This window comes from Streptomyces ovatisporus, assembly GCF_042653885.1.
GTDB lineage: Bacteria > Actinomycetota > Actinomycetes > Streptomycetales > Streptomycetaceae > Streptomyces > Streptomyces ovatisporus.
In genome coordinates, this window is sequence record NZ_JBHSFH010000010.1 from 525,795 (window position 1) to 536,288 (window position 10,494).

The 10,494-nt window shown below is 73.1% G+C and carries 10 protein-coding genes; 7 read left to right on the forward strand and 3 right to left on the reverse strand.

The window, feature by feature from the left end; translation table 11 throughout:
* Window positions 1-71: 71 nt before the first annotated feature.
* The 5 genes from ACFPA8_RS20085 to ACFPA8_RS20105 all read left to right on the forward strand — a co-directional run bounded on the left by ACFPA8_RS20085 (window position 72) and on the right by ACFPA8_RS20105 (window position 4,888).
* A complete protein-coding gene (locus tag ACFPA8_RS20085) occupies window positions 72-932 on the forward strand; it encodes an ABC transporter ATP-binding protein (RefSeq protein ID WP_386450408.1) in 861 nt (286 codons plus the stop codon).
* Window positions 929-2,290 (forward strand): hypothetical protein, encoded by a 1,362-nt coding sequence (locus ACFPA8_RS20090; protein WP_386450409.1) that lies wholly within the window; start codon window positions 929-931, stop codon window positions 2,288-2,290. Before ACFPA8_RS20085 ends, ACFPA8_RS20090 begins: the two co-directional genes overlap by 4 nt.
* A 131-nt stretch (window positions 2,291-2,421) precedes the next feature.
* The gene (locus ACFPA8_RS20095; RefSeq protein ID WP_386450411.1) at window positions 2,422-3,207 is read left to right on the forward strand and encodes a ferritin-like domain-containing protein; all 786 of its coding nucleotides are present in this window, start codon (window positions 2,422-2,424) and stop codon (window positions 3,205-3,207) included.
* Between the two features lie 92 nt (window positions 3,208-3,299).
* Entirely contained in the window at window positions 3,300-4,070 is a 771-nt protein-coding gene (locus ACFPA8_RS20100) for a helix-turn-helix domain-containing protein (protein WP_386450412.1), read from the forward strand.
* Entirely contained in the window at window positions 4,067-4,888 is an 822-nt protein-coding gene (locus ACFPA8_RS20105; RefSeq protein ID WP_386450414.1) for an isocitrate lyase/PEP mutase family protein, read from the forward strand. Before ACFPA8_RS20100 ends, ACFPA8_RS20105 begins: the two co-directional genes overlap by 4 nt.
* 184 nt (window positions 4,889-5,072) lie before the next feature.
* On the opposite strand, the gene ACFPA8_RS20110 is transcribed toward ACFPA8_RS20105, so the two are convergent.
* Genes ACFPA8_RS20110 through ACFPA8_RS20120 form a run of 3 tightly spaced genes read right to left on the reverse strand, consistent with a single transcriptional unit; the run spans window position 5,073 to window position 7,512 of the window.
* On the reverse strand, window positions 5,073-5,894 hold the full coding sequence (locus ACFPA8_RS20110) for a GNAT family N-acetyltransferase (RefSeq protein WP_386450416.1): 822 nt from the start codon (window positions 5,892-5,894) through the stop codon (window positions 5,073-5,075).
* A gap of 47 nt (window positions 5,895-5,941) precedes the next feature.
* Window positions 5,942-6,388 (reverse strand): RidA family protein, encoded by a 447-nt coding sequence (locus ACFPA8_RS20115; RefSeq protein ID WP_386450418.1) that lies wholly within the window; start codon window positions 6,386-6,388, stop codon window positions 5,942-5,944.
* Window positions 6,385-7,512: an acyl-CoA dehydrogenase family protein gene (locus ACFPA8_RS20120; protein WP_386450420.1), complete on the reverse strand. Its 1,128-nt coding sequence runs from the start codon at window positions 7,510-7,512 to the stop codon at window positions 6,385-6,387. The genes ACFPA8_RS20115 and ACFPA8_RS20120 overlap by 4 nt, the downstream gene beginning before the upstream one ends.
* Window positions 7,513-7,721: 209 nt before the next feature.
* On the opposite strand from ACFPA8_RS20120, the gene ACFPA8_RS20125 reads away from it, so the two are divergent.
* Window positions 7,722-9,614: an AMP-binding protein gene (locus ACFPA8_RS20125; RefSeq protein ID WP_386450422.1), complete on the forward strand. Its 1,893-nt coding sequence runs from the start codon at window positions 7,722-7,724 to the stop codon at window positions 9,612-9,614.
* A 9-nt stretch (window positions 9,615-9,623) separates the two neighbouring features.
* Complete coding sequence (locus ACFPA8_RS20130) at window positions 9,624-10,460, forward strand: PaaX family transcriptional regulator (protein ID WP_386450424.1); 837 nt, start codon at window positions 9,624-9,626, stop codon at window positions 10,458-10,460.
* The last annotated feature ends 34 nt before the right edge of the window (window positions 10,461-10,494 follow it).

Here is a 10,494-nt window from a genome sequence, read left to right on the forward strand (position 1 = left end):
GCCGGACCCGACCCCCGGACACCACCCGCCACACCCCACCTCCACCCGACCTTCGACCTGCTGGAGCACATGTGAGCACGGCACCCCCCTCGGACGGGCCCGTCACCGTGGCCGTCGACGCCCTGACCGTGAAACACCGCCGCACCACGGCACTTGACGCCATCGACCTCGAACTGGGCACGGGAGTACACGGGTTGCTCGGCCCCAACGGGGCGGGCAAGACCTCCCTGATACGGGTGCTCGCCACCGTCGCCGCGCCCGCGTCGGGCAGCGTGCGGCTGCTGGGGCACGGTGTCGCGGGCGGCGCCTCCGACCACGCCGCACGCACCGCGGTACGGCGCCGGCTGGGCTACCTGCCGCAGGAGTTCGGCTACTACCCGCGCTTCACCGTCCGCGAGTTCGTCACGTACGTGGCGTGGCTGAAGGAGATGCCGGGCGACGCCACTCCCGAAGCCGTCGAGCGCGCCGTCGAACGCGTGGGCCTCACCGACCGCATCGACGCGAAGATCCGGACCCTCTCCGGGGGCATGGTGCGCCGCGTCGGCATCGCCCAGGCCCTCGTCAACGACCCCGACGTGCTGCTCCTCGACGAGCCGACCACCGGGATCGACCCGGAACAGCGAGTGCGGTTCCGGTCGCTGCTGAGGCAGTTGGGAACGACCTCGACGGTGATCGTCGCCACCCACCTCGTCGAGGACGTGGCCGCGGCCTGCACGAGCGTGACGCTGATGGACGAGGGTCACGTCGTCCACCAGGACACCCCCGCGGCACTCGCCGCACTCGCCGAGGACGCCCGGGGGGACACCGGGGAGACCGAGGACATCGGCGACACCGCCATCGAACGCGGCTATCTGGCAGCGCTGCGCCGCCACCGCACCGCCTCGGCCGGGACGGCGACCACGGGAGTGGCCGCGGGGAAGGCGGGGGCGTGAACGGAAACCCGGCCGTCCGGCAGGCGCCACCGCGGACGGCCCGCCCGCGACGCGTCCGTCCCCCGCTCACGGAAGCCCGGCGAGGGCTGTGGGCGGCGGCCGTCACGGTCGCGCTGCTGGGCGGCACGCTCTTCGAACTGCTCTCCCGCCACGACAACCTGACCTTCAGCTGGGTGTGGGTTCACGACGCGCTGCGTGCGCACGGTCTGCTGGTCGGTGGAGCCTTCGCGGTCGCCGCCGGGTGTCTGCACGGCGGCCGGGAGGGCCGCCGGGGAACCGGGGAGCTGTTCTCCTCGCTGCCCTCGTCCACGTTGCGCCGCACTGCGCTCGCCGCCACACCGGCAGTGCTGTGGCCGGTGGCCGGGTACGCACTGACCGCGGCGGTCGCCGTCACCATCACCGCGGTCCACCTGGAGCCGCCGCACGGCTCTCCTTTCCCCACGCTGCTCGTCGCCGACGCCGTCGCGATCGGCTCTCTCGGCCTGCTCGGATTCCTCGCCGGCCGGCTGGTCCCCCGGCTCCTGGCGGCACCGGTCCTGGGGGGTCTGACCGTCCTGGTCCTCTTCGCCTTCGCCGAGCAGGACCTCTTCCCCCTCGGCCTCCGCCTCCACGATGACCTGAGCCCGCTCGGGGCAGCCGCGACGCACTGGTTCCCCTGGGACGCCCCCGCGTGGTGGTTCGGCCCGGCGTCGGTGCTCTGGTTCGGCGGAACGGGTGCCGCGGCCCTGCTCGCGTACGCCGCGCGGCGACGGCTCGCGGTGCTGTCCCTGGCCGTCGCGCTGACCGGCGCGGGCGTCCTCGTCGGGACCGGTGACGGCCTGTGGCGCACGGACCCCGGCGCGACCGCGCTGACCTGCACCGACAGCAGTCCCCAGGTGTGCATGGCCCAGGCCCACAGCTCGTACCTGCCCCATGTGTCCCGGGCTCTGACGGGCGTTACCGCGAGGCTTCGGGCCATCCCGAACACGCCGGACCGCCTCGTCGAGGTACCCGTCGGGGCAGCGGGCCGCCCCGTCCCCGGCACCCACGTTCCGCGCCGGAACGAGGCCGCGCTCGCCGAACCCGCGCTCAACTTCTCGGACGACCCCGGCTACTACGCGCAGGAGGCGGCCTACAGGACCGCGGTCCACGGATGTGCGAAGTCACCGGAGACGCACGGGACGCCCGTCCCGGACAAGTACAGCGGGGCCGTGTCGGCGTGGCTGAGCGCTTCCCCGGACGGGCCCTGGGGCGGCGGTCCCTCCGGGAAGACCCTCCGTCGCATCGAGGCGATGTCCCGCAGTGAGCGCACGGCCTGGCTCGGCGACTACTTCGCCGCCGTACGCGACTGCCGCCCCGACCGGATCAAGGCCCCCTGACCCGGCGGCTCCCCGCCGCCGGGCCAGGCAGCACCTCCCGCATTCGGCGCAGCGAACCGGCGCTCCTGTTGCCGGTTCGCTGCCGCCGCCTTTGACTCGGTTCTGCGGACGTCCGTACGGAGGTGCCATCGATGCTCTCGTCCCGAAGCCTGTTCAGGGAGATCCTGGACAACGACCGCTCCTTCCAGTTGTTCTGCTCGATCGCCGCGAGCGGCGAGGCGCAGGGAGGCTGGGAGAACGCCCGGATCGCAGCTCTGGTCCCGGAGAGCATGCGGCCACTCGTCCCCAAGATCACCAAGCATGGCAAGGACGAGGAGAAGCACGGGCGGATCTTCAGCGCCCTGCTGAAGAAGCGCGGCCTGGAACCCGTCGAGGTGCCGCCGGAGACCGACTACACCATGCTGCTGGAACGGCGCGGCATCGGCCTCATGCATGAAAAGCTGCGGCGCGACCGGGAGTTGAGCGAAGAGGACATCGTCATCTACCTGGCGCACAGCCGGGTCACCGAGGAGCGGGCGGCCGGCCAGATGGCGACGCTGCTGAACGCCTGCGGAGACGACCCGGAGACCGGCCGCGCGATCAGGATGATCAGCAACGACGAGGACGCCCATCTCGCCTACTGCCACGAGGAGTTGCTGCGGCTCGTCGCGCTCGGCCACGGCGAGGCCGTCGGGCACCACCTGCGGGAGTCGGCCCTCGCGGAGACCTCCGTCCACCGCCAGGTCAGTCTCGCGGTGATGTCCCACATGGGGAACATCCTGCAGTGGCCGGCCTCCAAGTCGGCCGTGCTCGCCGCCGGTATCCACGGCATGTACGCGTACGAACGGCTGGGCGGCTGGCGCCGCCACACCGAGCTGAGGATGCCCGAGATCCGCAACGCTCTCGGCGAGCCCGCGAGCGCCGCGCCCGTCCTCTGAGCGGGCAGCGGCCCCGGCCCGGCGCGCGGCGGGAGCGGACGCCCGCCGACACTTCGACGGCCGCCGAAACGTCCGCGGAGCATCATGGCCGTATGAACCGCACTCGCAGACCGGGCCGCACACCGGTGGAGCCCCTCGTCCCTCCGGGCCGCGACGGACGGCAGCTGGCGGCGCTGGCCGGGCTGCTCGCCGACGGGACGCGCGCCTCCGTCTGCCTGGCACTGCTCGACGGCCGCGCCTGGACGGCCGGAGAGCTGGCCCGGGCGGTGGGAGTGACCCCGGCGACGGTGAGTACGCACCTGGACAAGCTCGTGGCAGGCGAGCTGCTGACCGAGGTACGGCAGGGGCGGCACCGGTACGTACGGCTGGCCGGGCCGGAGACCGCGCAGCTCGTCGAGGACCTGTCGGTACGCGCGGGGCCGCCGCCGCGGCCGCACTCTCTGCGGTCGGCGTCGGCGGGAGCGGCGATGGCGCGCGCCCGTACCTGCTACGACCACCTGGCGGGCGCCCTGGGGGTGGCTCTCACAGATGCCCTTCTGGAGCGCGGGCTGCTCCAGCAGTCGACCGGTTTCGCGGTGACGGAGGCCGGCGTGGCCTGGTTCGCGGAGCTCGGCATGGACTTGTCCGTACGGCCCGGCAACCGCCGTCCGATGGCGCGCTCCTGCCTGGACTGGACGGAACGCCGCCCGCATCTGGCAGGCACGGCCGGAGCGGCGCTGTGCGCGTACGCCCTGCGGAGCGGCTGGTGCGAACGCGTCGGCAGCCGACGGGCGTTGAGAGTCACGAACAGAGGGCGTGACGCGATGGCGGAGCTCTTCGGCATCGACGCCGGCACCGTGGCGGCCGCCGGAGAACCAGCATGAGCATCTACGAGACCTTCCGGCGACTGCACCGGGCCGACGAGGGCGACGGGCCGCTTCTGCTGCCCAACGCCTGGGACCACGCGTCCGCCGCCGCGCTGTACCGTCGCGGGTTCCCCGCGGTGGGCACGACGAGCCTGGGAGTGGCCGCGGCCGCGGGCCTCCCGGACGGCAGCGGCGCAGCCCGTTCGCAGACGCTCGCGCTCGGCAGGGGCATCGCCCGTCTGCCGGTGCCGGTGAGCGTCGACATCGAGGGCGGCTTCAGCGACGATCCGTCCGAAGTGGCATCGCTCGCAGCGCAGTTGGCGCATGCAGGTGTCGCGGGCGTCAACCTGGAGGACGGTCGCGCCGACGGCACGCTCACCGGCCCCGTGGAGCACGCGGCGAAGATCAGGGCGGTGAAGGAGGCCGCTCCCGAGCTGTTCGTCAACGCTCGCACGGACACGTACTGGCTCGGCGTCGACGCGACGCCGCAAGGCGCTCTGCGCCGGTGCGCGGCGTACGTGGCGGCCGGAGCCGACGGGGTGTTCGTCCCGGGACTTCTGGCTCTGGACGAAGTCGCCGCCGTGGCACGGGAGTCGTCCGTCCCGCTGAACGTGCTGCACTCCCCCGGCCACCACACCCGGCGTCAGCTCGCCGACGCGGGCGTGAGCCGCGTCAGCCTCGGCTCACTGCCCTTCCGGGCCGCCCTGCAGCATGCGGTGGACCTGGCCTGGGCCGTCGCTGCGGGAGACGGCGACGTGGAGCGGGGCAGGTCACCCGTCCCCGGCTATGCCCAAGTCCAGGCCCTGCACGAGGACTTCGGCCGGCCGCGCCACTGACCGGCGGGGCTCGTCCCAAGCTTCTCAGGCTTGCGCCCGGCAACGAGAAGGTTCACAGGCGGCGTTGAGTCCCGCCGGGGAGGTTCCCAGCCGGTACGTGTGGGGAGTAGCAGTGCTCAGCGGCACGAAGCCGACCCGCTGGAGGATCGGACTCTCGGCCGGTACGTGTAGGGAGTGGTGGTGCTCAGCGGCACGAAGCCGAGCCGCTGAAGGATCGGACTCTCGGCCGGTACGTGTAGGGAGTAGTGGTGCTCAGCGGCACGAAGCCGAGCCGCTGGAGGATCGGACGGCTGTCGCTGGAAGCGTCGACCTGGACGTACCGGTAGCCCCGCCGCACGGCGACGCCTACGCGGTACGCGACGAGGGCCCGGTAGAGGCCGCGGCCACGCCAACCGGGCACCGTGCCACCGCCCCACAGCCCGGCGAAGGACCTCTCCGGAGGCAGTTCCAGGCGCGCCGCGCACACGGGCTCCTCACCCGCCATGACGACGACCGCCGCCAGCGAGCCCGGACACTCGGCGAGCTGTGTCCGCAGACGGGCTCGGAGCTGCGGGTCGTCCGTGCCGAATGCCTTCTCGTGCACGTCCGTCACCAGCCGCACATCTGCCGGATCGGTCACCTCACGGAGCCGGACGCCCCGCGGCAGCTCCGCGTCGGCCGACAGTTCGGACGCCTCGGCGATCATCAGCGTCTCGTCGTCGCCCGGCGAGAATCCGGCGGCCTGGAGCCGCCCCGCGAGGTCGCCGGGCCGGTCGTGGGCGTAGAGCTTCCATTCGAACTCCCGGCCCCCGGCGGTGAAGTACGAGATCTGTGCAGCGATGGCCGGGCCGGCTGTGGCCTCGTCCAGATCGGACCACAGGACGCCCGTCCAGCCGGACCAGTCCGCGTTCGCTCCGCACTGCCGTACCACGCCGCCGACTTGCTCGACCCGCGCACCCGGCCCCTCGGGAGCTGCGTTCCGGCGCATCTGCCTGTCGTAGGCCGCGAGCACGGCGTCTCGGTTCATCGTCGGAGCTCATCACCGCGGCCCCCGCCCGGCAACGGGTTTTCCCGTCAGGGCAGGGCCGCGATGCCGTCGAGCTCGACCAGGGCCTGCTCGTCCCAGAGACGGACCACGCCGATCACCGCCATCGCCGGATAGTCGCGGCGGGCGTGGCGGCGCCAGATGGCGCCCAGTTCCCGGGCGTTGGCGCGGTAGGCGGGGACGTCGGTCGTGTAGACGGTGACGCGTGCGAGATCGGCCGGTGCACCGCCCGACGCCCGGAGGGCCTGCAGCAGGTTGGTCAGTGCCCGCTCGAACTGGGCGGGGAGCGTGTCGCCGACGACGGTGCCCTCGGCGTCCAGGGCCGTCTGCCCCGCCAGGAACACGAGACGGGAGCCGGTGGCGGTGACCGCATGGGAGAAGCCGGTGGGCGGGGAGAGTCCGGGCGGATTGGTGCGCCGCAGATGCGGGCCGGGGTGAGAGGAACGGGAACCGGTGTCTGCGTCGGCGTCGGTCACCTGTAGAGCTCCTTCGCGATGACGGAGCGCTGCACTTCGCTGGCGCCCTCGTAGATGCGGGGGGCGCGGACCTCGCGGTAGAGGTGTTCCAGGAGGTGGCCACGCTGGAGCGCGGCGGCGCCGTGGATCTGGACGGCGGCGTCGACCGCCTGCTGCGCCGTCTCCGTCGCCAGCAGCTTCGCCATCGCCGCACGCCGCGCGATGTCCGGCTCGCCGCGGTCGTAGGCGGCGGCAGCCGCGTAGACGAGCAGCCGCGCGGCCTCGATCCGGGTCGCCGTCTCGGCCAACTGGTGGGAGACGGCCTGGAGATCACGCAGTCTGCCCCCGAAGGCGGGCCGCGTACCGGCGTGTTCGACCGCCGCGTCGAGCGCAGCCTGAGCCATGCCGTTCGCGAAGGCGCCGACGCTCGGGCGGAAGAGGTTCAGCGTGCTCATCGCGACCGCGAAACCGCCGTCCACCTCGCCGAGGAGGTCGTCCCGCGTCACGGGCACCCCGTCGAAGGTGAGGGTGCCGATGGGGTGCGGCGAGAGCATCTCCAGGGCCTCCCCCGACAGTCCGGGGCGTCCGCCGGGGACGAGGAAGGCCGTCACGCCCCGCGAACCGGCGCCTTCGGCCGTACGCGCGAAGACCGTGTAGAGGTCGGCGAACGGAGCGTTGGAGATCCACTTCTTGGTGCCGGTCAGCCGCCACCCTCCCCCGGCGTCCGGCTCCGCCCGCAGGGCGAGCGCCGCGGCGTCGCTGCCCGCGCCGGGCTCGCTCAGCGCGAAGGCGGCCACAGCCCTGCCCTCGGTGACCTGGCCCAGCCAGCGCTCGCGCTGTGCGTCCGTCCCCGCGATGGCGAGGGGGCCCGCGCCGAGTCCCTGCAGGGCGAGCGCGGTCTCGGCCTCGGTACAGGCGTAGGCGAGCGATTCCCGCAGCAGGCACAGGTCGAGGGCGCTCGCGGGGCGTCCGTCCGGCGCGAAGAGCCGGCCGAGCAGCCCCGACCGGCCGAGTGCGGCGAGCAGGCGACGGTTGACGTGGCCCTCCTCCCCGGCGTCCGCCAACGGGCGCAGTTCCTCGGCGGCCAGGGTCCGAAGCTCCTCGCACCACGCGAGCTGCTCCGGATCCAGTGCGAAGGCGGGCATCGGCGGGTCTCCTCCCGGATCGCGTGGCGGCCGCGGTCCTCCAGCTGTGCCGCACACAGCTCCGGCTGCGAGCTGCCGGACACAGATCGCTGTATCGCGGACCGTTGACTGTCGTCACCAACACGTTACGCTCATCGGCACACCGGCGACACCGGCACTCCAGGCCGTCTCGTCCGTCTCAGGCGGGACAGCCGCTAGGGGGCAGCGTCATGCACCTCAGCCCGTCCGCACATCTCGACACCTTCGCCCGGGACAGCCTGCCCCCGCCCGGGGAATGGCCCCAGCTCGTCTTCGACCGGCCCGAGCTCCGCTACCCCGAGCGCGTCAACTGCGGCGCGGAGCTGCTCGACCGCACCATCGAGCACTTCGGCGCGGACCGGGTGGCGTTCCGCGCCGATGACGGGGAGAGCTGGACGTACGGCGAACTCCAGCGCCGGACCGACCGGATCGCCCACGTCCTCACCAGCGTCCTGGGTGTCGTACCCGGCAACCGCGTACTGCTGCGCGGCCCCAACTCCCTGCACCTCGCGGCCTGCTGGCTCGCGGTGATGAAGGCGGGCGCCGTCGCCGTGACCGTGCTCGCCGCACAGCGCGCCCACGAACTGCGCACCGTCTGCTCGATCGGCCGTGTGAGCCACGCGCTGTGCGACATACGCTCCGTCGACGAGCTCACGAAGGCCGAGGTGCCGGGGCTGGCCGTGACGGTGTTCGGCGGTGAGGCAGCCGACGACCTCCTCGCGCTGTGCGCACAACAGCCCGAGCGGTACGAGCCCGTGCAGACCGCCGCGGACGACGTCGCGCTGATCGCCTTCACCTCCGGCACCACGGGACGCCCCAAGGGCTGCGTCCACTTCCACCGCGACGTGCTCGCCGTCGCCGACACGTTCTCCGCACACGTGCTGCGCCCCGAGCCCGACGACCTGTTCGCGGGCAGCCCTCCCCTGGGCTTCACCTTCGGGCTGGGCGGACTCGTCATCTTCCCGATGAGGGCGGGGGCTTCGGCCCTGCTGGGTCAGTGGATCGGACCGGAACAGATGCTCGCCGCAGTCGAACGCCACCGCGTCACCGTGCTGTTCACGGCGCCGACCGCCTACCGCGGCATGCTCTCCGTACTCGGTACGGCTGCGCCCGGCAGTGAACGCCCGTACGACATCGGCTCGTTGCGCCGATGCGTCTCGGCCGGCGAGAACCTTCCCGCCGCGACCTGGTCGGCGTGGCACGAAGCGACGGGGCTGCGCCTGATCAACGGGATCGGAGCGACGGAGATGCTGCACATCTTCGTCAGCGCCGCCGACGAGGCCGTACGTCCCGGCACGACGGGCGTCGCCGTGCCCGGCTTCGAGGCCCGGGTCGTGCACACCGGCCCGGAGGGGGAGCTCCGGACCGCGCCGGACGGCGAGCCCGGCCTGCTCGCGGTGCGCGGCCCGGTCGGCTGCCGCTACCTCGCGGACCCGCGGCAGCGCGAGTACGTACGGGGCGGCTGGAACATCACGGGCGACACCTACGTCCGGGAGACCGACGGTTACTTCCGCTACGTGGCCCGCGCCGACGACATGATCGTCTCGGCGGGCTACAACATAGCGGGCCCCGAGGTCGAGGACGTCCTGCTGCGCCACCCCGGCGTCTCCGAGGCAGCCGTCGTGGGACGACCGGACGACCTGCGCGGACAGGTCGCGGTGGCCTATGTCGTACTGCGGGACGGGGCTGAGCAGAGGGCTGAGGGCAGGATGTCGGGCGGGGCAGCAGACAGGGCGGCGGGCGAGGCCGGGGACGGGGCAGCGGCCGGAGCCGGGGACGGGGCGGCGGACGGCGCAACGGGCGGGGCTGAGCACAGGGCAGCGGACGGCGCAACGGGCGGCGCTGAGCACAGGGCAGCGGACGGCGCAACGGGCGGCGCTGAGCACAGGGCAGCGGACGGCGCCGGAGACGAAACAGCGGAGGAACTACGGGAGTTCGTGACCTCGCACCTCACCCCGTACAAGTGCCCCAGGGAGATCGTCTTCGTCTCCTCCCTGCCGCGCACACCCACCGGAAAGCTCCAGCGGTTCCTGCTGCGTGAAGCCGCCGCGGGCGACCCGAGAGGCTCCGGGGGGCCGATCTAGAGTGACGGCGTGAACGAGCAGCCGCACGCCACCGTGCCCAGACCGTCGCCGAGTTCGCTCATCCTGACCTTCTACGGTGCCTACGGACGCGCCTTCCCCGACGGCACGGTACCGATCGCCTCGCTCGTCCGGCTCATGGGCGCCGTCGGCGTCGACGCGCCGTCCGTACGCTCGGCCGTCTCCCGGCTCAAGCGGCGCGGGCTGCTCACCGCCGACCGGCCCGGCAGCAAGGCAGCCGGGTACGCACCCTCGACGGCCGGCCGTCAGCTCCTCGACGACGGCGACCGCCGCGTGTACGCCAGGCCCGAGCCGGACGGGCGATGGCTGCTCGCCGTCTTCTCCGTCCCCGAGAGCGAACGCGGACGCCGCCACATACTGCGGTCGCGGCTCGCACGACTGGGCTTCGGCAACGCCGCTCCGGGCATCTGGATCGCGCCGTCCCACCTGGAGGAGGAGACCCGGCACAGCCTCGCCCGGCTCGGCCTCTCCGCGTACGTCGATCTCTTCAGCGGGACGCACGAGGGCTTCGAGCCGACGGCGCAGGCTGTGGCGCGCTGGTGGGACCTGGATGCGCTGGCGGCGCTGCACCACGCGTTCCTCACCGTCCACGAACCGGTACTGCGGTCCTGGGCGCGGCGCCGCCGGGTGCCGCCCGAGGAGGCGTACAGCGACTATCTGCCCGCCCTCGACGCCTGGCGCCGACTCCCTTACGCCGACCCGGGGCTGCCCACCTCGCTGCTGCCTGACGAGTGGCCCGGCGAGCGATCGGCGGAGGTCTTCTTCGCACTGCACGACAAGTTGGGCGGTCCGGCCAGGGAGTACGCGGTGGGGGGCGCGGGGGCGTAGCCGGTCGGGGTGGGGGGGTGGTTGGTCGGGGGTG

Excerpts from the sequence above, each read along its gene's own strand:
- ACFPA8_RS20095 (WP_386450411.1), top strand. The coding sequence starts at position 2,422 with ATGCTCTCGTCCCGAAGCCTGTTCAGGGAGATCCTGGACAACGACCGC.
- ACFPA8_RS20100 (WP_386450412.1), top strand. The coding sequence starts at position 3,300 with ATGAACCGCACTCGCAGACCGGGCCGCACACCGGTGGAGCCCCTCGTC.
- ACFPA8_RS20105 (WP_386450414.1), top strand. The coding sequence starts at position 4,067 with ATGAGCATCTACGAGACCTTCCGGCGACTGCACCGGGCCGACGAGGGC.
- ACFPA8_RS20110 (WP_386450416.1), bottom strand. The coding sequence starts at position 5,894 with ATGAACCGAGACGCCGTGCTCGCGGCCTACGACAGGCAGATGCGCCGG.
- ACFPA8_RS20120 (WP_386450420.1), bottom strand. The coding sequence starts at position 7,512 with ATGCCCGCCTTCGCACTGGATCCGGAGCAGCTCGCGTGGTGCGAGGAG.
- ACFPA8_RS20125 (WP_386450422.1), top strand. The coding sequence starts at position 7,722 with ATGCACCTCAGCCCGTCCGCACATCTCGACACCTTCGCCCGGGACAGC.